Below are 21964 nucleotides of genomic sequence, written 5' to 3'. Positions count from 1 at the left end.
CGGGTTCCTCGGTGGACGTGAGCCTTGCAGGGTCTTCAGCCGGTCGCTGGCCGTCTTGCATGATCGCGCCCGTTGTACGCCCTTTGCGCCGGGCCCGTCACCCCGCGCTCAGCTGGCGCGTTCGAGCGCCTGCTCGTACATGAAGTAGTGGCAGCGCTCCATGCCCAGGCCGGCATAGGTGGCCTGGGCGCGCTCGTTCTCGGTTTCCACGTACAGCCGCAGGCCGACTGCGCCGGCCGCGCGCGCGCGACGCGCCACGTCGGCGTACAGCGCACGAAACACGCCGCTGCGGCGCGCGGACTCGGCCACGTACACGCTCTGGATCCACCAGAAATCGCCGCAGCGCCAGTCGCTCCACTCGTAGGTCACCATCAGGCAGCCGGCCGGCACGCCATCGTGCTCGGCGACGAGGTAGAAGCCGCGGCGCGGCTCGTCGAATACCGCCGCCATGCCGCGCGTCAGCACGTCCGGGTCGAGCCGCTTGTGCTCGGTCTCCCACGCCATGGCGGCGTTCCATGCGATGAGGTTCGGCAGGTCTTCGCGACGGGCGTCGCGGACGGTCACGGTCATGCGGGTGTCTCCGGATCAGGTCTTGTTCGGCCGGCGCGTGCGCGAGGCGCCAAGCTTGCGGGTGAGCGTGTTGCGGCCCACGCCGAGCGCGGCGGCGGCGTGCTGGCGGTGGTTGTCGTGGGCGCGCAGCGCGGCCTGCATCAGGGTGTGGTCCAGCGCCTCGCGGGCGCGGGCGTGGATGTCTGCCTCGCCGCGCGCCAGCGCCTGTTCGGCCCAGTCGCGCAGGGCGTGGGTCCAGTCGTCGCCGCCGGCGGTGGGCGCGGCGGTGCCCAGGTCGCTGGGCAGGATCTCCGCGCCCGGCGCGATCACTGCGAGGCGCCGGCACAGGTTTTCCAGCTCGCGCACGTTGCCGGGGAAATCGCGCTGGGCGATCGCCTTCAGCGCCGCCCTGGAGAAGCGCTTGGGCGGCAGCTTCAGCTCCACCGCCGCGGCGGCGAGGAAATGCTCAGCCAGCTTTGGGATATCGCTGCGGCGCTGGCGCAGCGGCGGCAGCTCGATGCGCACCACGTCGAGGCGGTGCAGCAGGTCGGCGCGGAACTGCCCGCTGGCCACGCGCGCGGCCAGATCCTGATGCGTGGCGGCGACGATGCGCACGTCGCCGCGCATCAGCTCGCGCCCGCCCACGCGGTAGAACTCGCCGCCGGCCAGCACGCGCAACAGGCGCGTCTGCAGCGCCAGCGGCATGTCGCCAATCTCGTCGAGGAACAGCGTGCCGCCCTCGGCCTGCTCGAAGCGGCCGGCGTGGCGGCGGGTGGCGCCGGTGAACGCGCCGGCCTCGTGGCCGAACAGCTCGCTCTCCAGCAGCTCGGATGGAATCGCCGCCGTGTTGAGCGCCACGAACGGCCTGTCGCGCCGCGCGCTCTCCTCGTGCAGCGCGCGCGCCACCAGCTCCTTGCCGGTGCCGGTCTCGCCGGTGATCAGCACGCTGAGGTCGCTGGCGGCGACGCGGCCGATCAGCCGGAACACCTCGCGCATCGCGCTGCTCTCGCCGAGCAGGGTGTGCCGCGGCGTCTCCATCAGCTTCGCGGGCGCCGGCGGCGGGGCGACGTCGGCCAGCGCGCGTTCCACCGCGGCCACCGCCTGGTCCAGGTCGAACGGCTTGGCCAGGTAGTCGGCCGCGCCCTGCCGGTACGCGGCGGCGGCGGTGGCCACATCGGTGTAGGCGCTCATCACGATCACCGGCCCCACGCCCTGCGCCTTCAGCTCGCTGAGCAGGGCCAGCCCGTCCTCGCCGGGCATGCGCACATCGGTAAGCAGCAGCGCGGGGCGGGCGGTCTTGAGCGCGTCGCGCACGCTGGCCACGTCGCCGAACTCGCGCACGGCGTGGCCGGCGTCGCGCAGCGCCTCGGCCAGCACGAAGCGCACGCCGCGGTCGTCGTCGACCACCCAGACGTCGCGGGAGGCGGGGGCATCAGTCATCGGTCACATCCGTCGGGGTGTCGGTCGAGGCGCGCTGCGGCGGCGGCAGCGGCAGGTAGAGCGAGAACACGGTTTCGCCGGGCCGGCCCTGCCAGCGCAGTTCGCCGCCGTGCTCGTGGGCGATCTCGCGCGACAGCGCCAGGCCGAGGCCGGTGCCGTCCGGCCGCCCGGACACCAGCGGCTGAAACAGCGTGTCGCGCAGTGCGGTCGGCACCCCGGCGCCGTCATCGATCACGTCCACCCGCAGCGCGCTACGCAGCATGCGCTCGCCCAGCCGCACACCGTGTTCGGCCCGCGTGCGCAGGGTCAGCGTCTGCGCGCCGGCCTCGCGCGCGTTGCGCGCCAGGTTCAGCAATACCTGCAGCAGGCGGTCGGCGTCGGCGGGAAAGTCCGGCAGACTGGGGTCGTAGTCGTGGCGCAGCGTGAGCGGCGCAGGCTCGGCTTCCAGAAGATCTTCCAGCCGCTCCAGCAGGTGATGGATGTTCACCGGCGCCAGCCGCGGCGCGCCGTCGTGATGCAGCAGGCGGTTGGCCAGCGCACCGAGGCGGTCCGCTTCGGCGATCACCATGCCGGCGAGCGCCTTCAGGTCCTCGTCGTCCAGCCGCCGCTGCAGCAGCTGCGCCGCACCGCGCAAGCCGGCCAGCGGATTCTTCACCTCGTGCGCGAAGCCGCGCAGCGTCGCCGACAGCGGCGAGGCCGCCGCGGCCGGCTCGGCCAGCGCGTGCACTTCCAGCAGCAGCTGCCCGTCGAACGGTTGCAGGCTCAGGTCCGCCTGCCACTCCGTGCCGCGCTGGGTGGTCATCGCCACGCCACGCAACTGCAGCGCCCGATCCTCAGCCAGCGCCCGCCGCGCCTGCGCCAGCACCGCCGCGTCGTCGGCGAACATCAGCGTCGTCGGCTGCCCGACCAGGCTGCGGGTCCCCAGCGCCAGCCGCTCGGCCAGCGCCGGATTCAGCCACGTCACGCGCAGCTCGGCGTCGACCAGGGCCAGCCCGGTCGCCATCTGCTCCGCCAGCGGGCGCCAGGATGCATTGTTCATTGCACCATCATGGGGAATGCATCGGGCTGGTGCAATGTGTGGCGCCGAGTGCGGGCCGAAGCCGACTGAGCGGGCGCCGTGACGATCGCCAAAGCGCGCATTCAGCGGGCTGTGATGCCGGCTCTGACGTGCAGACGATGGCCTTTAGCGCTCTCGCTGGAGCGGCGAGCGGTTCGAGCCAGACGCACAGATCGCGTGCGTTGCCATCGCTACGAATGCGCCGGAGGCCAACGCCAAGAGCCCGAACCGGACTGAGACGAACAGGAGAACCGCTCCTGGGATAGCGCCGATGAAAAAGGCTGCTGGCCAGGATGGTCGACCGTTGTGCAGCAAGGCTGCATATAAAGGGGCAACATATACGACAACAGGAATGCAGCCTGTGGCGAACCCGTAGGCCAAGACAAACGTAACTGAGTCGGCGACGGTAAAAAATGGGCTCGGGTGGAGTGATGTCCATATCGCCGCATAGGCTGCCAAAGCACCGACAGCGACAGCCAGCGCGGCGAGCGCTATCAGTTCAACCTTTGCCAAGTGTCGCGAGAATTTCATGAAGGCTTTAACGTTTGAATTAAACGGTGCATGGGACACCGTCCACGTAGATGGCCAGTTAGAGCACGCAGGCTAACAAATCACAAACGGGCCCGGTTTCGTTTCCAAGAGCTAAATAAGTCAGCCTGGCCCCATTTTCGGGGCTAACCGGGCCGCGGCAGAGGCATGCTGCGGAGGGTAGAGCTGAGCGAGGGGTTAGGCTTCACCGACGGACATCGGCAGATCGTACGGCAGAGTGCCCACGAGCTTCATAAGCTGCGAGACGTTACTGGCAGCAAGTTTAGAACCGATGTGGAGGTGCACGATCTGCGAGTCTTCGATCTGCACGCAGACGTTTTGCCGCTTTGAGACGAGGCGAACCTCAGCCTCAGCAGCCCAACTGGCGGGCTTTGAGAGGAGGGCTACTTCATAGACCAACTTGGCGGAAGAGCGTCGCGTAGAACTCGAAAGCAGATGATCCACATGAAGTTGCTTCTTGGCTGGGTATTGAACCGGATGGAGCTGAGTGTGAAGAAGACGATCGGGCGCCTCAACTTCAATGCAGACACCTTCACCTCCGGCGGCGTAACGCTCCCACATCACTTCGTTCTTCGACGACGTCGCGAAGCAGGTGAGTCCAATCTCGTCCCGGCAGCGAGCGATCATCTGCTCAAAAATGGGACGGGCGATGGGCTCAAGGTGTCCTGCGCGCACTACCGAACGGGCTCGGGCTAGAGCTTCCAATTGTGGCCTTCCAGTTTTGGCGCGGAACACCTCCGCAAGAAGCTCAGTCGTCTCGTCCGAGGGTGAATAGTCGCATTCCCAAACGAATTCCTCCGGATCGTTCAGGGTGCTTGGGCTCGCGCACCAGAACGTCTGATCTTGCAAGATTGTGCGCAGCCGCTCTAAGCCCGCGCCGCTTGAAGATGAGATGTCGCGGTATTTGAAGAGTCGCATGCGGGGCCTAATCAAAATAGGGGTCAGGTTCGCCTTTAGCAGCTAGATGAAGCAGCCCGACCCGGTTTTTCTCAAACACCATCTGCGAACAGTTGGAGTGACAGATCAACCGTGATCAAAAGAGGACCGCAGCACCGGCCCGGCGCCTTCGGTATAGCTGCCGTCGTCAGCGAGCGCATCGGCCGTGGTCATGCTGGGTTTGTCGACCCACGGCGCGGGCGTGTAAGGGCCGGGCACATAGGTCCGCCATACGCGCTCGACCGGGGCAGCGCCCGTTTCGTTGAGGGTGTAGACGATGGGCACGTGCAGGGTCCAGCTGTCCTGGCCGGCGAGCTTGCCGGTGGTGGGAATCCGGTAGGTCCAGCGGCGGGCGGCGTCGAGTGACGACTTGGCCATCAGTTCGCGGTATTTCTGGAGCAAGCCGTCCGGCCCCATGTTCTCCAGATTGACCTGCTCCGCCACGGCGTCGATGACGCGCCCTTCGCGATCGACGTGCAACGCCAGGTAGACCGTTCCCTGCACGCGGGCCTTGATCGCTGCCGGAGGATAGTGCGGGCCAATTTTCTTCTGGTTCTCGCTGTACAGATCGTCGGGCGTGTCCGCGTTATTGCCGCCGAACGTGGCGCCCTTGATGCGCGCGGTGAAGTTGCCGTCCGCGTTCTTCGTGAGGATCACCCGCACGTGCATGCTCGCCTTGGCGACGACCGGCTCACCGCCGCGCAGTACCGGATCGAAGCGCCACGTCAGGGCCACCTTGCGCACCAGATCGGCGATGGGTTGGCCGTACTTCTCCGGGTGCTCCACCGTGGCGAGCTGCACCGCGCCGTCCTTAGCCAGCACGATAGTGCCGTCGACCACGGCCGAGGTTTCCAGATTCTTGGTGGGACCTGCATGGGCGGCTGCCGCGGTGAGGGCGAGCAGCGCTGCGAACATGAGCTTCTTCACGGGTGCCTTCCTTGGTGGGTGGATGGTGTTCGTACGGGCGAGGCGAGCCTCGCCGGTCAGCGGTCCTGTTCTTCACGCAATGTCGAGCGCAGGCCACTGGGCTGTCAACAATGAACGCAGGGACCTCCGTGCTGGCGATGCTTCCGCTCCGATGCATCCCGGTGGGACGTCTCACGCGGTGAGACCCGGCGCGGCTCTACTGCGACGCCTGCCTATCGCGAGCGACGCCATGAACGCCCTGATCGATCCGGCCCACCGTGCCGATGACGCTGCCGCCGATGAACTGGTACTGCGCGGCCCCGCGGACGGTGGCGCGCTGGCGGCCCGACTGGCCAAACGCTACGCCGGCCGGGTGACTGGTTCGTTCGTGGTGCCGGGTCGCGAGGGGGCGTACGAGCCGCTGCCGGAGGACCTGCCTCCGGCGCTGGCCGAAGCGCTGCGCGCCCGCGGCATCACCCAGCTCTACAAGCATCAGGGCGAGGCGTGGGCGGCGGCGCAGGCGGGGGCGCACGTGGCGGTGGTGACGCCGACGGCCTCGGGCAAGTCGCTGTGCTACACGCTGCCGGTGGTGGCCGCGGCGATGCAGAGCCACGCCAAGGCGCTGTACCTGTTTCCCACCAAGGCGCTGGCGCAGGACCAGGTGGCCGAGCTGCTGGAGCTCAACCGCGCCGGCGAACTCGGGGTGAAGGCGTTCACCTTCGACGGCGACACGCCAGGCGACGCGCGGCAGGCGATCCGCCTGCACGGCGACATCGTGGTGAGCAACCCGGACATGCTGCACCAGGCGATCCTGCCGCATCACACCAAGTGGGCGCAGTTCTTCGAGAACCTGCGCTACGTGGTGATCGACGAGGTGCACAGCTACCGCGGCGTGTTCGGCTCGCACGTGGCCAACGTGATCCGCCGGCTCAAGCGCATCTGCGCGTTCTACGGCGTGCGTCCGCAGTTCATCCTGTGCTCGGCGACCATCGGCAATCCGCAGCAGCACGCCGAGGCACTGATCGAGGCGCCGGTGCATGCGATCACCGAATCGGGCGCGCCCTCCGGCGACCGCCACGTGCTGCTGTGGAATCCGCCGGTGGTGAATCCCGACCTCGGCCTGCGCGCCTCGGCGCGTTCGCAGAGCAACCGCATCGCGCGGCTGGCGATCAAGGCCGGCCTGAAGACCCTGGTGTTCGCGCAGAGCCGCAGCATGGTCGAGGTGCTCACCAAATACCTGAAGGACGTGTTCGACCACGACCCGCGCAAGCCGCCACGCATCCGCGCCTATCGCGGCGGCTACCTGCCGACCGAGCGGCGCGACGCCGAACGGGCGATGCGCGCGGGCCAGATCGACGGCATCGTCAGCACCTCGGCGCTGGAGCTGGGCGTGGACATCGGCGCGCTGGACGCGGTGGTGCTCAACGGCTACCCCGGTTCGGTGGCGGCGACCTGGCAGCGCTTCGGTCGCGCCGGCCGGCGACAGCAATCGGCGCTGGGCGTGCTGGTGGCCAGTTCCGATCCGCTCGATCAATACCTGGTGCGCCATCCGGAGTTCTTCCAGGGTGCGCCGCCGGAGCACGCGCGCATCGCGCCGGACCAGCCGCTGATCCTGCTCGACCACATCCGCTGCGCCGCGTTCGAGCTGCCGTTTGCCGGCCACGAAGTGTTCGGCAATGAAGTGGCCACGCCGTGGCTGGAGGTGCTGGGCGAGGAAGGCGTGCTGCACCGCGAGGGCGAGCGCTGGGAGTGGATCGCCGACAGCTACCCGGCCAACGCGGTGTCGCTGCGCTCGGTGGCCGACGGCAACTTCGTGGTAGTGGACCGCACCGGCGGGCGCCAGACCATCCTCGCTGAAGTGGATTACTCCGCCGCCGCGCTGACCTTGTACGAAGGCGCCATCCACATGATCCAGGCCACGCCCTACCAGGTGGAGCGGCTGGACTGGGAGGGGCGCAAGGCCTACGTCACGCGCACCCACGTCGACTACTTCACCGACGCCATCGACTACACCAAGCTCAAGGTGCTGGACGCCTTTGGCAGCGCGCCGGCCGGCCGCGGCCAGGCCCATCACGGCGAGGTGCACGTGGTGCGCCGCGTGGCCGGCTACAAGAAGATCCGCTACTACACGCACGAGAACATCGGCTACGGCCCGGTGAACCTGCCCGACCAGGAGCTGCACACCACCGCGGTGTGGTGGCAGCTGGACCAGCGCACGCTGCAGCAGGCGTTCGACGAGCGGCAGCAGGCGCTGGACGGTTTCCTCGGTGCCGCCTACGCGCTGCACATCGTGGCCACCGTGGCGGTGATGGCCGAGTCGCGCGACCTGCAGAAGGCGGTGGGTAGCGGCGACGGCGCGTGGTTCGTCAGCAGCGATGCCAGCGGCCGCGGCCAGCTGCGCGGTGCGGACGGCCAGCCCACCGCGCTGGAACCGGATGCGCCGTTCACGCCGACGGTCTATCTGTACGACGCGTTCCCCGGCGGCGTGGGCCTGAGCGCGCCGCTGTTCGAGCGGCGCGAGGATCTGCTGGCGCAGGCGCGTTCGCTGCTGGAGCGCTGCGATTGCCACTTCGGCTGCCCGGCTTGCGTCGGTCCGGTGCTAGCGGTGGACGAGGCGAATGATCGCGCGCCGAAGGCCCTGGCCGCGCGCGTGCTCGCCCTGCTGGCCAGCCTGTGAGCGCGTTGCGCGATCGGCTGCACAGGCTGCGTGCGCAGGCCGGGCAGAGCGTGACGGCCGCGGCACCGGTGCCCGCGCCGCGCCAGACTACGACTGAGGATCTGCGCTGGCTGCTCGGCGTGCGCGCCCGCTCGCACGCGCGTCCCGCCACACCGCCCTTCCCCGCGCGCGACCGCGAACTGTTCGGCGAGGAAATCGTGCCGGGGCTGCGCTACACCGAGGAACACGTCGACTGGCCCGGCCCGCCCGCGCCCATCGACACCCGCTTCGCCCGCCGCGAGGATCGCATCGACCCGGCACGCCTGCTGCACTTCGACACCGAGACGACGGGACTGGCCGGCGGCACCGGCACCCGCGCCTTCATGATCGGCGCGGCCGACTGGCAAGGCGGCCGGCTGCGCCTGCGCCAGCTCACCATCACCACGATGGCCGCCGAGCCGGCGATGCTGCGCACCTTCGCCGAGTGGCTGGCGCCAGAGAGCGTGCTCGTCAGCTACAACGGCAAGTGCTACGACGCACCGCTGCTGGCCACGCGTTATCGCCTGGCGCGGCTGGCCAATCCGCTGGCCGGGCTGGACCATCTGGACCTGCTGCATCCGGTGCGCCGCCACTGGAAGGGCCAGTGGGAAAACTGCCGCCTCGCCACCGCCGAACGCCAGCTGCTCGGCGTGCTGCGCGAGGACGACCTGCCCGGCGCCGAGGCGCCGGCCGCCTGGCTCACCTATCTGCGCGGCGGCCCGGCCACCAACCTGCGCCGCGTGGCCGAGCACAACGCGCAGGACCTCAAGAGCCTGGCCGGCGTGTTGCTGCGGTTGTCGGCACTGGGCGGGACGGCGGGCACAGGTCCGGCCTAGGCAGCTCGTCCGGGCCTGCATTAGGCTGGGGGCTTGCCCGTGAAGGACCCGCAGGTCGCGAACGTCATGAACGCCATGCCTTTCCGCTCCTCCCGCGCGTTGTTCCGCATTCCCGCCGGAACGGCTGCATGAACCGGCGCAGCACGCCCGCCGACCCGCGCAAGCGCATGCAGATGGCCGACCTGGCACGGCTGGCCGGGGTCTCGGCGTCCACCGTGTCGCGCGCGCTGGCCGGCAGTCCGCTGATCAGCGAAGACACCCGTGAGCGCATCCAGACCCTGGCGCGCCAGTTCAACTACACCGTCAACAGCGTCGCCACCGACCTGCGCTCCGGCGTCAAGCGCACCATCGCCGTGGTGGTGCCTTATGAGCAGGGCACGCGGCAGAGCTTCGCCGACCCGTTCCTGCACGGCATGATCGGCGCGCTGGCCGACGCCCTCACCGAGCGCGGCTACGAGATGCTGCTGTCGCGCATCGACGCCGAGCGGCTGGATGCGGCGGCCACGCTGGTGGACGGCGGGCGCGCCGCGGGACTGATCCTGATCGGCCAGTGGCGCCACCACGACCAGCTCAACGCGATGGCCGAGCGCGACCTGCCGCTGGTGGTGTGGGGCGCCAAGCTGCCGCGGCAGAAGTACTGCACGGTGGGCGGCGACAACCTGCAGGGCGGCCGGCTGGTGGCCGAGCACCTGCTGGCGCAGGGGCGCCGCCGGCTGGTGTTCCTCGGCGATACCGGGCTGCCCGAGGTCGCCCAGCGCTTCCGCGGCTTCACGGCGGGCCTGAAGGAGCATGGCGTGGAGCTGCAGCAGCGTGCCAACGTGCCGTTCCTGGTCGAGAGCGGGCGGCAGACCATGGCCGCGCTGCTCGACGAACAGCCCGACATCGACGGCGTATTCGCCAGCAGCGACCTGCTGGCGATGGCGGCGATCGGCGCGCTGCGCGAGCGCGGCCGCCGGGTACCCGAGGACGTGGCCGTGGTCGGCTACGACGACGTCGAGCTGGCCAGGCACTTCAACCCCCCTCTCACCACGGTCAGCCAGCCGATCCACGAAGGCGGCGCAGCCATGGTGGAGCAGCTGCTGGCGCAGCTCGCGGGCGACGCGGCGACTCGCGCGCGGGTGCTGGATACCCGCCTGGTGGAGCGCGAAAGCAGCCGCGCCGCCGGTTCCCCCGCCCACGGCTGATCGTGCAGCGCAACACGAAATCGCCTTTTTCGGGTTTCTTTGCAAACGATTGCAAGAAGGGCGCAGGCCGCGTGCCCTAGCGCTTTTCTTCGGCTGTGGAAAACTGCAAAAACGTTTTCATGCAAGCCACGGGAATCCTGCTGCAACGCGCATTGCAATCGATTGCACTGAGGCCGACGATGGATCCGCAAACGATCCGGAGGTCGGCCCGCCCGGGGTATCGAGGGGATGAGGCGCGGCTTCTTTCACCGCATGGGGAGAGAACGATGAACAAGCACGCTGTCCGCAAGCACGCGCTCGCCGTCGCCGTGGCGCTGGCCCTGCTGCCGGCCCTGGCGATGGCCCAGGACGCCACCACCGACGCCCGCCCGGCCAAGGGCGACGCGCCCACAGCCAAGGCCGAGAAGAAGGCCGTCAACCTCGACCAGATGGTGGTCACCGCCTCGCCGGGCGCGCTGAGCAAGATGAGCTCGAGCATCTCGGTGAGCTCGCTGGAGGCCGACCAGCTGGCCGACAGCGGGGCGCAGAGCGCCTCGGACATCCTGCGCGACGTGCCCGGCATCCGCGCCGAGTCGTCCGGCGGCGAGGGCAACGCCAACATCTCGGTGCGCGGCCTGCCGGTGGCCTCCGGCGGCGGCAAGTTCGTGCAGTTCCAGGTGGACGGCATGCCGGTGCTGGAGTTCGGCGACATCGCCTTCGCCACGCCGGACACCTTCCTGCGCCCGGACTTCAACATCGACCACGTCGAGGTGGTGCGCGGCGGCTCCTCGTCGGTGTTCGCCAGCAACGCGCCCGGCGCAGTGTTCAACTTCATCACCAAGACGGGCCAGGAAAAGGGCGGCGACATCGGCCTCACCACCGGCCTGAACTACGACAGCAAGCGGCTGGATTTCGACTACGGCCAGCCGGTGAGCGACAGCACCCGCTTCCACTTCGGCGGCTTCCTGCGCAGCGGCGAAGGCCCGAAGAGCGTGGATTACACCGCGCAGTCCGGCGGCCAGCTGATGGCCAACGTCACCCACGACATCGACGGCGGCTTCCTGCGCCTGAGCGCCCAGCTGCTGGACGACAAGGCGCCGGTGTACCTGCCGGTGCCGGTGTCGATCACCGGCAGCAACGGCAACCCGACGGTGCGCTCGCTGCCGGGCTTCAACCTGCGCGACGGCGCGCTGCAGTCGCCCTACTTCCAGCGCGACCTGGCGATCGACGCGAACGGCAACCGCAAGGTCACCGACCTGTCCGACGGCTACCACTCCAAGGTCCGCGCATTCGGCGGCGAGGGCAAGTTCGACCTCGGCGACCAGTGGACGCTGCACGAGCAGTTCCGCATCGCCTCCAACAGCGGCGACTTCGTCGGCCCCTACCCGGCCGAGGTGAACACCGCCAGCGCGCTGGCGCAGGAGATCGGCGGCGCCGGCGCCACGCTGGCCTACGCCACCGGCCCGAACGCCGGCCAGCCGGTGGCCGCCGGCGCGGTGGGCGGCAACGGCCTGGCCACGCGGGTGCACCTGTTCAACGTGACGCTGCCGAACATGGACAACGCCACCAACGACCTGAAGCTCAAGCGCGACTTCCAGCTCGACAGCGGCCCGCTCTCGCTGCTGCTGGGCTACTACCACTCGCGCCAGGACATCGTGCAGGACTGGCACTGGAACACCTACCTGGAAACCGTGCAGGGCAAGGACGCGAGCCTGCTCGACGTGTATGACGCCAACGGCAACAAGCTCACCCAGAACGGGCTGGTGGCCTACGGCACGCCGTACTGGGGCAACTGCTGCGTGCGCTCGTACGACGCGCACTACGACACCGACGCGCCGTACGTCTCGCTGTCGTGGCAGCCGGGCGCCTGGCAGATCGACGCGGGCCTGCGCTACGACCGCATGCGGGCGCGCGGCAGCTACGCCGGCGCCAGCGGCGTAACCCCGATCGACGTGAACAACGACGGCACCCTGCAGGTGCCGGAGCAGACCGTGCCGGTGGTGGACAACAACGCCGCCAAGCCGATCCGCTACACCAAGAGCCACCTGGAGTATTCGTTCGGCGCGAACTACCTGCTCACCGACGAGCTGGCCCTGTTCGGTCGCGCCAGCCGCGGCGCGCGCTTCAACGCCGACCGCCTGCTGTTCGGCGGCGGCCTGCTCGACAACGGCACCGCGCCCGACGGCGTGGCGGTGAACGTGGTCAAGCAGTACGAGGGCGGCGTGAAGTGGAACACCCGCCACACCAGCCTGTTCGTCACCGCGTTCTACGCCACCACGCAGGAGCAGAACCAGGACGTCACCTCGCAGACGCAGTCCCTGATCAGCCGCAACTACAAGGCGCGCGGCCTGGAGGTGGAGGGTTCGGTCGACTACGGCAGCTTCAGCGTGCGCGGCGGCGTCACCTACACCCACTCGCGCATCACCAGGGACGCGATCACCCCGGCCAACGTCGGCGACGTGCCGCAGCGCCAGGCCACCTGGGTCTACCAGCTCGCGCCGACCTGGCACGTGGGCGACTTCGACCTGGGCGCCACCGTGCTGGGCACCACCAAGTCGTACGCGACCAACCCGAACGGGCTGGTGATGCCGGGCTACACCCAGGTGAACGCGTTCGCCCGCTACAACGTCAACGACCGCAACGCGATCACGCTGCAGGCCGACAACCTGTTCAACGCCACCGGCCTGACCGAGATCGACCAGAGCCCCGGCAGCGTCACTGCGAACGGCCTGAACACCGCGCGCTCGATCCTCGGCCGCACCATCTACGCCAGCTGGCACTACCGTCTGTGACTTTGAACGAAACCGACTCCCCCGTGGCCGGGCCGTCGCGATCCGCATGGATCGCGGCGGCTCGCGGCCGTTTCCTCGAAGCCCTGCCCGCCGACCGCCAGGCCGAGGGGGCGCAGCGGTTCGACCGGGCCGGTGCGGCGCTGGTCGACCGCCTCGCCTCGCTCTACGGCCAGCGCGGGGACTTCGCCGACTGGCTGGGCGCGCTGTGCCGGGCGCTGGGCACGCTCGCGGCCGCGCGGCCGCGCGACCTGGCCGCGCTGGACAGCCGGCGCGAATCGCAGCCGGACTGGTTCATCGAGCAGCGCATGCTGGGCTACTCGGCCTACGTGGACCGCTTCGGCGGCACGCTGGCCGGCGTCGCCGGGCGGATTCCCCACCTGGCCCGGCTCGGCGTGGACTACCTGCACCTGCTGCCGTTCCTGCGCGCGCGCAGCGGCGAGAGCGACGGCGGCTTCGCCGTGGCCAGCTTCGACGAGGTGGACCCGGCCTACGGCAGCATGGCCGACCTGGACGCGCTCACCGCGCAGCTGCGCGAGGCCGGCATCAGCCTGTGCTCGGACCTGGTGCTCAACCACGTCGCCGACGACCACGCCTGGGCCCGCGCGGCGGTGGCCGGCGACGCGGACAAGCGCGCGTTCTTCCACGTGTTCGCCGAGCGCGCGCAGGCGGATGCCTACGAGGCGACGCTGGGCGAGGTGTTTCCGCAGGCCGCGCCGGGCAACTTCACCCACGTGCCGGCGATGGGCGGCTGGGTGTGGACGACGTTCTATCCGTTCCAGTGGGACCTCAACTACGCGCACCCGCCGGTGTTCGCCGAGATGGCCCAGGCCATGCTGCGGCTGGCCAACCGCGGCGTGGAGGTGTTCCGGCTCGATTCGGCGCCGTTCCTGTGGAAGCGACCCGGCACGAACTGCCTCAACCAGCCCGAGGTGCACGTGGTGCTGGCCGCCCTGCGCGCCTGCGCCGCGCTGGTGGCGCCGGGCGTGCTGCTGAAGGCCGAGGCAATCGTCCCGGTCGAGCAGGTGATGCCGTATTTCGGCGAGGGCGAGCGGCGCGGCCAGGAGTGCCAGCTCGCCTACCACAGCGGGCTGATGGCCAGCGCGTGGGCGGCGCTGGCCGAGGGCGACGCGGCACTGCCGCGACAGCTGCTGGCCAGCACACCGGCGACCCCGCCGGGCACCGGCTGGATCACCTACGTGCGCTGCCACGACGACATCGTGTGGAACGTGCTGCGTCCGCTGGTGGAGTCGGCGGGCGGGAATTTCCACGAGCGCATCGGCCGCGCGGCGGCGTTCCTCGAGGGCCGGGTGCCGGGCAGCTTCGCCCGTGGCGCACCGTTCCAGGCCGGCGACGACGACGCGCTCCACGGCAGCAACGGCATGGCCGCGGCGCTGGTCGGGCTGCCGGACGATCCGCACGTGGCGCCGGACCCGGCGGCCGTGCGCCGCTTCGTGCTGATGCACGCGCTGGCCCTGTGGGTCGGCGCGGTGCCGCTGCTGTACATGGGCGACGAACTCGGCCAGGGCAACAACGCCGACCCGGCCGACCGCGGGCGCATCGCGGCGGACGGTCGCTGGCTGCAGCGGCCGCACCTGTCGGCCGCGGCGATGGAGGCGCTGGAGCAGCAGCGCGGCGTGCCCGCCACTACGTTCGCGGCGCTGCGGGCGCTGGTCGCGGCGCGGCGACGGCCCGGCTTCCCGGCGCGCGAACCGGTGCAGGTGGTCGATGCCGGCCACCCCGGCCTGCTCGCGCTGCGACGCGGTGCCGATGCGCTGGCGCTGTTCCACTTCGGCCGCGAGCCGGTGGCGGTGGACCTGGCGGCGCTCGGCCTGCCGGTAGATGCGCGCGGCACGATCACCAGCGGCGTGGACGACACCGGCAGCCTGCGCACGCTGGCGCCGTGGGCCACGCTGTGGATCTTTCCGGAGCGGGAGCCGCGCGATGCGTGAATCCTCGCGTCCACTGGTATTCGGCGAGGCGCTGGTGGACGCGTTCGCCGACGGCGTGGTGCCCGGCGGCGCCCCGTTCAACGTGGCCTGCCACCTGGCGGCACTGGGCCGTGCGCCGCGGCTGGTGACGCGGCTCGGCCGCGACCCGGCAGGTGACGCCCTGCGCGCAGCCGCCGCGCGCCTCGGGCTGTCGCTGGACGAGGCGCAGGCGGATGCGGAGACCGCGCGTGTCCTCGTCCACGAGCGGCCGGAAGGGCACGCATTCGAGATTCCCGATGCGCAGGCGTTCGACCGTATCGACGCGGCCGACGCGGTGGCGGTCGCGCAGCGCGCCGGTCCCGGCGCTTGGCTGTACTTCGGCACGCTGGCGCTGCGCGCCGGCCCGTCGCGGCAGGCGCTGGCGGCGATCCGCACGACGCTGCCGCACCGCGCCTATGTCGACCTCAACTGGCGCGAAGCGGGGCCGGCGCCATCGGTGATCCTCGACCTGCTGCGCGACGTCCACGTGCTCAAGCTCAGCGACGAGGAACTGGGGCGGCTGCTCGGCTGGCTCGACCTCGCCGGTCCGGCCGGGATGCCGGCACCGGGCGACCGCGACGGCGGCATCGCCGCGCTGTGCCAGCGCACCGGCGCGCGCACCCTGCTGGTGACCCATGGCGGCGAAGGCGCCGTCGCCTGGGACGCCGGCGGGCATTGCACGGCCCGCGCGCCGGCACCGCCGCTGGCGCGGATCGTCGACACCGTCGGCGCCGGCGACGCCTTCAGCGGCATGATGCTGGCCGGGCTGGTGCAGGGCGAGGCCGCGGGGACGGTGCTCGACCGGGCGGTGGCCTTCGCCAGCGCCAGCTGCGGCTGGCGCGGCGCGCTGCCGGCCGATCCGGCCGTGTACGCTCGCTGGCGGACGCCGCCGGATCACGCTGACACCGAGGGAGCGACCCCATGACGACGCGCAAGCCACGCCTCGCGTTCTGGCAGATCGTCAACATGAATGTCGGGTTCTTCGGCATCCAGTTCAGCTTCGGGCTGCAGCAGAGCAACATGAGCCCGATCTACAAGTACCTGGGCGCCAACGACGCCACCCTGCCCTACCTGTGGCTGGCCGGGCCGATCACCGGGCTGCTGGTGCAGCCGCTGATCGGCGCGATGAGCGACCGCACCGACAGCCGTTTCGGCCGGCGCACGCCGTACTTCCTGATCGGCGCGCTGATCTGCAGCCTGTGCCTGCTGGCGATGCCGTTCAGCCCGGCGCTGTGGGTGGCGGCCAGCCTGCTGTGGATCCTCGACGCGGCCAACAACGTGACGATGGAGCCGTACCGCGCCTTCGTCAGCGACCGCCTCGACGCCTCCCAGCACAGCGCCGGCTTCCTCACCCAGAGCGCGTTCACCGGGCTGTCGCAGACGCTGGCCTACCTCACCCCGTCGCTGCTGGTGTTCGCCGGGCTGGACCTGAAGGCGACCAACGCGCACGGCATTCCCTATGCGGTGGTGACCGCGTTCGTCATTGGCGCGGTGTTCTCGATCGGCTCGGTCGGCTGGTCGGCGTGGACCACGCCGGAGCTGCCGCTGGACGAGGCCGAGCGCGCGGCCATGCGGGCGCGGCCGCGCTCGCTCGCCGCCACGCTGGCGGAGATCGTCGACGCGGTGCGGCAGATGCCGCCGACCATGCGCCAGCTCGCGGTGATGATGCTGTGCCAGTGGTACGCGATGTTCTGCTACTGGGAATACATCACGCTGTCGCTGGCGCGCACGCTCTACGGCAGCACCGACGCCGCCTCGGCCGGCTTCGGCGAGGCGGTGCTGGTCACCGGCCGCATTGGCGGCTTCTACAACGCGGTGGCGTTCGTCGCCGCACTGGCGATGCTGCCGCTGGCGCGACGGATGGGCGCGCCGGTGCTGCACGCGATCTGCCTCACCCTCGGCGGCCTCGGCCTGCTGTCGCTGCCGCTGATCCACGACCCGTGGTGGCTGCTGCTGCCGATGCTCGGCCTGGGCCTGACCTGGGCCAGCCTGATGGGCAACCCCTACGCGATGCTCGCCGGCTGCATCCCGCCGGCGCGCGCCGGCGTGTACATGGGCATCTTCAACGGCTTCATCGTGCTGCCGATGCTGATGCAGATCCTCACCGTGCCGCTGCTCTACCACCGCGTGCTCGGCGACAACCCGGAGAACGTGATCCGGCTGGCCGGCGCCGGCCTGCTCGCCGCCGCGCTGCTGGCGCTGCGCGTGCGGCGCCCCGGGCACTGACCGGCATCCGCCCACGAAAAAGGGGAGCCTTGCGGCTCCCCTCCGTCATCGTGTCCGACCGCAGCGGTCAGATCGCGTAGTACATCTGGAACTCCAGCGGGTGGGTGCTGGCGCGGTAGCGGGTGACTTCCTGCATCTTCAGCTCGATGTAGGCATCGATGAAGTCGTCGGTGAACACGCCACCGGCCTTGAGGAAGTCGCGGTCCTTGTCCAGCGCTTCCAGCGCGGCGTCGAGGCTGGAGCACACCTGCGGGATGTTCTTCTCCTCCTCCGGCGGCAGGTCGTACAGGTCCTTGTCCGACGGCGCACCCGGGTCGATCTTGTTCAGGATGCCGTCCAGGCCGGCCATCATCAGCGCGGTGAAGGTGAGGTAGCCGGACTGCAGCGGATCGGGGAAGCGCACCTCGATGCGGCGGCCCTTCGGGCTGGACACGTACGGGATGCGGCAGCTGGCCGAGCGGTTGCGGGCCGAGTACGCCAGCATCACCGGCGCCTCGAAGCCCGGCACCAGGCGCTTGTAGCTGTTGGTGCCGGAGTTGGCGAACGCGTTGATAGCCTTGGCATGCTTGAACACGCCGCCGATGTACCACAGCGCGGTCTGGCTCAGGCCGCCGTAGAGGTCACCGGCGAACAGGTTGTTGCCGTCCTTCGAGAGCGACTGGTGCACGTGCATGCCGCTGCCGTTGTCGCCGACGATCGGCTTGGGCATGAAGGTGACGGTCTTGCCGTTCTGGTGGGCGACGTTGCGGATCACGTACTTCAGGGTGATCAGCTCGTCGGCCTTCTTCACCAGCGTGTTGAACTTCACGCCGATCTCGCACTGGCCGGCGTTGGCCACCTCGTGGTGGTGCACCTCGACGGTCTGGCCGAGCGCCTCGAGCACCTTGCACATGTCGGCGCGCAGGTCACCCAGCGAATCGACCGGGCTGACCGGGAAGTAGCCGCCCTTCACGCCCGGACGGTGGCCGGTGTTGCCCTCGTCGTACTTGAAGCGCGAGCTCCAGGAGGCTTCCTCGGACTCGATCTCGTAGAACACGCGGCCCATGTCGTTCTGCCAGCGCACCGAGTCGAATACGAAGAACTCCGGCTCCGGGCCGAAGAACGCGGTGTCGGCGATGCCGGTGGACTTCAGGAACGCCTCGGCGCGCTTGGCGATCGAGCGCGGGTCGCGGCCGTAGGCCTGCATGGTCGACGGCTCGAGCACGTCGCAGTGGAGCACCAGCTGCGGGTGGCCGCTGAACGGGTCGATGTAGGCGGTGTCCGGGTCGGGCATCAGCACCATGTCCGACTCGTTGATGCCCTTCCAGCCCGAGATCGACGAACCGTCGAACATCTTGCCGTCCTCGAAGGTGCTCTCGTCGATGGCGTGGGCCGGGAAGGTGACGTGGTGCTGCTTGCCCAGCATGTCGACGAAGCGGAAGTCGACGAACTCGACGTCATGCTCCTGGATCAGGTCAAGCACTTTGGCAACGGACATGGAAGAACCTCGGTGGTGGATTGGCAGCAGGGTTTTAGCAAGCGCCATGCCACCTGCGGGACCAGTCGCGCGCCGCGCTGGCATGCGGTTCGCGGGGTTGGCGGGGCGGACTGACGCTTCAAACGTGGGCAACGATACCTTGGTTTTGCACTAAAAAGGGGCGCTCCCGTTCCACGAGACGGACGCGCCCAAGGTCTAGCCCTCGTAGGCGCTCTCGCCGTGCGAGGTGATATCCAGGCCCTCGCGCTCGGCCTCGGCCGAGACCCGCAGCCCGAACACCACCTTCACCACCAGGTAGGCCAGCACCGAGACCACGCCGCTCCAGACCAGGGTCACGCCCACGCCGAGCGCCTGCACGCCCAGCTGCTGGGCGATCGTGCTGTTGCCGCTGCCGAAGCCGGTGCCGCCCAGTGTCGGGGCGCTGAACACGCCGGTGAGCAGGGCGCCGACAATGCCGCCCAGCCCGTGCACGCCGAACACGTCGAGCGCGTCGTCGGCGCGTAGGAGCTTCTTCAAGCCGGTCACACCCCAGACGCAGGCCACGCTGGCTGCCGCACCGATCGCCAGCGAGCCCATCGGGCCGACCGTGCCGCAGGCCGGGGTAATCGCCACCAGGCCGGCCACCGCGCCCGAGGCACCGCCGACCATCGAGGGCTTGCCCTTGTGCACCGCCTCGATCAGCAGCCACACCAGCACCGCCGCCGCGGTCGCCACCAGCGTATTGATGAAGGCCAGCGCCGCGCCGGCGTTGGACTCCAGGTTGGAGCCGGCGTTGAAACCGAACCAGCCCACCCACAGGATCGCCGCGCCGACCATGGTGAAGGTCACGTTGTGCGGCTTCATCGACTCGCGCCCCAGCCCCAGCCGCGGACCGACGAAATAGGCGCCGACCAGGCCGGCGATACCGGCATTGATGTGCACCACGGTGCCGCCGGCGAAGTCCAGCGCGCCCTTCGCGAACATGAATCCGTTCGGTCCGTACCAGACCATGTGCGCGATCGGCAGGTAGGCGAAGGTGAACCACAGCGCGCAGAACACCAGGACTGCGCGAAAGCGCATGCGCTCGGCGAACGCACCGACGATCAGCGCGCCGGTGATGCCGGCGAAGGTCGACTGGAACACCACGAACACGTATTCGGGCAGCGCCACGCCCGCGGTGAAGGTGGCCGCCAGGCTGTCCTTGGTCACGCCCCTGAGGAACAGCTTGTCCAGGTTGCCGATGAAGGCATTGCCGCCGTTGAAGGCCAGCGAGTAGCCGTAGATCACCCACAGCACCACGATCATCGAGAACACCGTCATCACCTGCATCAGGATCGACAGCACGTTCTTCGAGCGGACCAGGCCGCCGTAGAACAGGGCCAGGCCCGGCACCGTCATCAGCAGCACCAGCAACGTGGAGGTGAGCATCCAGGCCACGTCGCCCTTGTCGACGGTGGGGGCCGCCTCGGCAGCATGGGAGGCCGACGGGACGAGCAGCATGCACAGCACGGCGAACAGCAGCGCCCAGGCCGGAAGCGCCCGGGCGGAACGGGAAAGCGCGATCTCTTTCATGGAAGACCTCGTGGCAGCGGAATCAGAGGGCATCGGCGTCAAGCTCGCCGGTACGGATGCGGACGACCTGTTCGACCGGGCTGACGAAGATCTTTCCGTCGCCCACGTTGCCGGTCCTGGCCGATTGCTGGATCGCCTCGAGTGCGCCCTCGAGCTGCTCGTCGGTGACCACCACGTCCACCTTCAGCTTGGGCAGGAAGTCCACGACGTATTCGGCGCCGCGGTACATCTCGGTATGGCCCTTCTGCCGACCGAAGCCGCGCACTTCGGTCACCGTGATGCCGCTCACGCCCGCCGCGGCGAGCGCATCGCGTACCTCGTCGAGCTTGTACGGCCGGATGATGCAACTGATCAATTTCATGCTTGTCTCCCCCTCATGCCTGTGCACACGTGAAGGGCGGCGGCCCCCGGCCACCGCCGTGGACCCGATCAGAACGACTTGCTCAGCGTGAGCACGCCAGTGGCGCGCCCGACGTAGTGGCCGTAGGCGTTGGTGTAGACGCTGCGCGAGGCATTGGTGTCGTAGTAGCCCAGCGACACCGAGTAGCCATGGTCGAACGCCTTGGTCACGCCCACCTTCCAGTCGCTGTACGAGGCGCCGGAAACGTTCTTCACGTTCTGGTGGCCGGCATGCAGGTTGAGCGTCCAGCCCGGGCTGAATTCGACGTTGTAGGAGAGATCGACGTAGCCGGAGTTTTTGCTGTGGGCGAAGCCGAACAGGTTGGTCAGCGCGTGCGAATACTTCAGCGTCACGCCCTTGTAGCCCAGCGAGCCGTAGACCTCGGTGGTGTAGGGGCGAGTGAAGCCGCTCGGGTAGCTGCCCGGGTAGTAGTACTCGTACACGCCGACGTCGTAGCTCCAGTCGCCGGCGATGCTGCCGCGGAAGCCGGTATAGAAATCCAGCTCCAGGCTGCTGGAGATGTGCGCGGCGTCGGTCGACGCATCGGACAGCCAGCTGATGTTGCTGCCCCAGGCGCCGGCGTACCAGCCGCTGGCGTGATCGTATTCGATGCCCGGCTGCACCGCCGGTTTCCAGTTGGTCTGCGATAGGCCGCGGAACAGGTAGTCGTTGACCACCGCCACGCTTCCCGCCACCGAACTCTGTGGCGCGCCGTCTGCCGCTGCCGGCATCGCAACCATCGCCGCCAGCACTGCCGCTCCCCATATCGACCGCTGCACAATTCGCTTCATCGACCCTTCTCCCCGTGCCAGAGTGAGCGTCCCGCACATGGACGTCTGGACGTCTATGCATGGAACGCATGACCAGGCCAGCGACGGCCGCCCCGAGTAGAGGACGCGACCGTCCGACCGAGTTATCGGTAGGCAAATAGCTCGCCACAGTGCGAATGCGCCCTGACCCCACGAGCCGGTGCAGCGGCCAGCCGGCCCCGTCACCGCGCGGCGCGGCCGGGCGGCTGGATCTCGGGCGTGTAGCGGATCGGCCAGCCGACCGGCGGCGGGCGATAAAGAGGCAGGCTCATGTCCGGCGAGCCGCATGATCCGGCAGGAGTCGGGACCAACGATCGGCGGCGTCGCGGATATCGCGCGCCCAGCCAGGCGAATGTCTCCCCACTGCCAGCTCCAGCTAATCGCAGGCGCGTGACTTGCGCTGCCTCGCGAAGCGGCCGGAGCTTTGTTGCAATTTGATCCTGCCTTATGACTTGCTGCATTGCAATAAGGTGACCTGGCCGTTGCTTATCACATTTCGTTACAAGAACGCTGCAACGCCGCACGGAAAATCCGCGGGCGATCGGTCTCGATCGTTGCCCGGCGAACGCCCCGGTTCCGCAGGCCATTTCGCAGCCGCAGCCCGTATGCTG

General features: G+C 69.3%; 16 protein-coding genes. 7 read left to right on the top strand and 9 right to left on the bottom strand.

What is annotated here, in order from left to right; all coding sequences use genetic code 11:
• Window positions 1–108: 108 nt before the first annotated feature.
• The 5 genes from NC595_RS02240 to NC595_RS02220 form a co-directional block, all read right to left on the bottom strand.
• Window positions 109–570, bottom strand: a complete 462-nt coding sequence (locus tag NC595_RS02240) for a GNAT family N-acetyltransferase (RefSeq protein WP_253564658.1) — start codon at window positions 568–570, stop codon at window positions 109–111.
• A 15-nt stretch (window positions 571–585) separates the two neighbouring features.
• Window positions 586–1989 (bottom strand): nitrogen regulation protein NR(I), encoded by a 1404-nt coding sequence (gene ntrC / locus NC595_RS02235; protein WP_253564657.1) that lies wholly within the window; start codon window positions 1987–1989, stop codon window positions 586–588.
• Window positions 1982–3028 carry a two-component system sensor histidine kinase NtrB gene (locus NC595_RS02230; protein ID WP_253564655.1) on the bottom strand — a complete coding sequence of 349 codons (1047 nt, stop codon included), beginning with the start codon at window positions 3026–3028 and terminating at the stop codon, window positions 1982–1984. The genes ntrC and NC595_RS02230 overlap by 8 nt, the downstream gene beginning before the upstream one ends.
• A 744-nt stretch (window positions 3029–3772) precedes the next feature.
• The gene (locus NC595_RS02225; protein WP_253564654.1) at window positions 3773–4513 is read right to left on the bottom strand and encodes a hypothetical protein; all 741 of its coding nucleotides are present in this window, start codon (window positions 4511–4513) and stop codon (window positions 3773–3775) included.
• 105 nt (window positions 4514–4618) lie between these two features.
• Window positions 4619–5458 carry an energy transducer TonB gene (locus tag NC595_RS02220; RefSeq protein WP_253564652.1) on the bottom strand — a complete coding sequence of 280 codons (840 nt, stop codon included), beginning with the start codon at window positions 5456–5458 and terminating at the stop codon, window positions 4619–4621.
• Window positions 5459–5687: 229 nt separating this feature from the next.
• Between NC595_RS02220 and NC595_RS02215 the strand changes: the two genes are divergently transcribed.
• From NC595_RS02215 to NC595_RS02185, 7 genes are all read left to right on the top strand, one after another.
• On the top strand, window positions 5688–8114 hold the full coding sequence (locus NC595_RS02215; protein ID WP_253564650.1) for a DEAD/DEAH box helicase: 2427 nt from the start codon (window positions 5688–5690) through the stop codon (window positions 8112–8114).
• Window positions 8111–8968, top strand: coding sequence for a ribonuclease H-like domain-containing protein (locus NC595_RS02210; RefSeq protein ID WP_253564648.1), 858 nt, complete (start codon window positions 8111–8113; stop codon window positions 8966–8968). Before NC595_RS02215 ends, NC595_RS02210 begins: the two co-directional genes overlap by 4 nt.
• Window positions 8969–9096: 128 nt before the next feature.
• On the top strand, window positions 9097–10152 hold the full coding sequence (locus NC595_RS02205; protein ID WP_253564646.1) for a LacI family DNA-binding transcriptional regulator: 1056 nt from the start codon (window positions 9097–9099) through the stop codon (window positions 10150–10152).
• 266 nt (window positions 10153–10418) lie between these two features.
• Window positions 10419–12923: a TonB-dependent receptor gene (locus NC595_RS02200; protein WP_253564644.1), complete on the top strand. Its 2505-nt coding sequence runs from the start codon at window positions 10419–10421 to the stop codon at window positions 12921–12923.
• Between the two features lie 23 nt (window positions 12924–12946).
• Window positions 12947–14872, top strand: a complete 1926-nt coding sequence (locus tag NC595_RS02195; protein ID WP_253564642.1) for an alpha-amylase family glycosyl hydrolase — start codon at window positions 12947–12949, stop codon at window positions 14870–14872.
• Window positions 14865–15815, top strand: coding sequence for a PfkB family carbohydrate kinase (locus tag NC595_RS02190; protein ID WP_253564632.1), 951 nt, complete (start codon window positions 14865–14867; stop codon window positions 15813–15815). Before NC595_RS02195 ends, NC595_RS02190 begins: the two co-directional genes overlap by 8 nt.
• Window positions 15812–17116 (top strand): MFS transporter, encoded by a 1305-nt coding sequence (locus NC595_RS02185; RefSeq protein ID WP_253564630.1) that lies wholly within the window; start codon window positions 15812–15814, stop codon window positions 17114–17116. The genes NC595_RS02190 and NC595_RS02185 overlap by 4 nt, the downstream gene beginning before the upstream one ends.
• A 67-nt stretch (window positions 17117–17183) precedes the next feature.
• On the opposite strand, the gene glnA is transcribed toward NC595_RS02185, so the two are convergent.
• From glnA to NC595_RS02165, 4 genes are all read right to left on the bottom strand, one after another.
• Complete coding sequence (gene glnA / locus NC595_RS02180) at window positions 17184–18593, bottom strand: type I glutamate--ammonia ligase (protein ID WP_253564628.1); 1410 nt, start codon at window positions 18591–18593, stop codon at window positions 17184–17186.
• A gap of 195 nt (window positions 18594–18788) precedes the next feature.
• The gene (locus NC595_RS02175) at window positions 18789–20072 is read right to left on the bottom strand and encodes an ammonium transporter (RefSeq protein ID WP_253565677.1); all 1284 of its coding nucleotides are present in this window, start codon (window positions 20070–20072) and stop codon (window positions 18789–18791) included.
• A 94-nt stretch (window positions 20073–20166) separates the two neighbouring features.
• Window positions 20167–20505 (bottom strand): P-II family nitrogen regulator, encoded by a 339-nt coding sequence (locus NC595_RS02170; protein WP_253564622.1) that lies wholly within the window; start codon window positions 20503–20505, stop codon window positions 20167–20169.
• Window positions 20506–20573: 68 nt separating this feature from the next.
• Window positions 20574–21335, bottom strand: a complete 762-nt coding sequence (locus tag NC595_RS02165) for a TorF family putative porin (protein WP_253564620.1) — start codon at window positions 21333–21335, stop codon at window positions 20574–20576.
• Between the last annotated feature and the right edge of the window lie 629 nt (window positions 21336–21964).

The organism is Dyella lutea, from assembly GCF_024158035.1.
In the GTDB taxonomy this organism is placed as follows: domain Bacteria; phylum Pseudomonadota; class Gammaproteobacteria; order Xanthomonadales; family Rhodanobacteraceae; genus Dyella_A; species Dyella_A lutea.
Note: the sequence above shows the minus strand (reverse complement) of the source record. Positions and strands in the feature narration are given on the sequence as shown.

Coding starts and splice junctions, on each gene's coding strand:
- NC595_RS02240 (WP_253564658.1), bottom strand. CDS start 570: ATGACCGTGACCGTCCGCGACGCCCGTCGCGAAGACCTGCCGAACCTC.
- glnA (WP_253564628.1), bottom strand. CDS start 18,593: ATGTCCGTTGCCAAAGTGCTTGACCTGATCCAGGAGCATGACGTCGAG.
- NC595_RS02230 (WP_253564655.1), bottom strand. CDS start 3,028: ATGAACAATGCATCCTGGCGCCCGCTGGCGGAGCAGATGGCGACCGGG.
- NC595_RS02205 (WP_253564646.1), top strand. CDS start 9,097: ATGAACCGGCGCAGCACGCCCGCCGACCCGCGCAAGCGCATGCAGATG.
- ntrC (WP_253564657.1), bottom strand. CDS start 1,989: ATGACTGATGCCCCCGCCTCCCGCGACGTCTGGGTGGTCGACGACGAC.
- NC595_RS02215 (WP_253564650.1), top strand. CDS start 5,688: ATGAACGCCCTGATCGATCCGGCCCACCGTGCCGATGACGCTGCCGCC.
- NC595_RS02175 (WP_253565677.1), bottom strand. CDS start 20,072: ATGCTGCTCGTCCCGTCGGCCTCCCATGCTGCCGAGGCGGCCCCCACC.
- NC595_RS02165 (WP_253564620.1), bottom strand. CDS start 21,335: ATGAAGCGAATTGTGCAGCGGTCGATATGGGGAGCGGCAGTGCTGGCG.
- NC595_RS02200 (WP_253564644.1), top strand. CDS start 10,419: ATGAACAAGCACGCTGTCCGCAAGCACGCGCTCGCCGTCGCCGTGGCG.
- NC595_RS02225 (WP_253564654.1), bottom strand. CDS start 4,513: ATGCGACTCTTCAAATACCGCGACATCTCATCTTCAAGCGGCGCGGGC.
- NC595_RS02185 (WP_253564630.1), top strand. CDS start 15,812: ATGACGACGCGCAAGCCACGCCTCGCGTTCTGGCAGATCGTCAACATG.
- NC595_RS02170 (WP_253564622.1), bottom strand. CDS start 20,505: ATGAAATTGATCAGTTGCATCATCCGGCCGTACAAGCTCGACGAGGTA.
- NC595_RS02190 (WP_253564632.1), top strand. CDS start 14,865: ATGCGTGAATCCTCGCGTCCACTGGTATTCGGCGAGGCGCTGGTGGAC.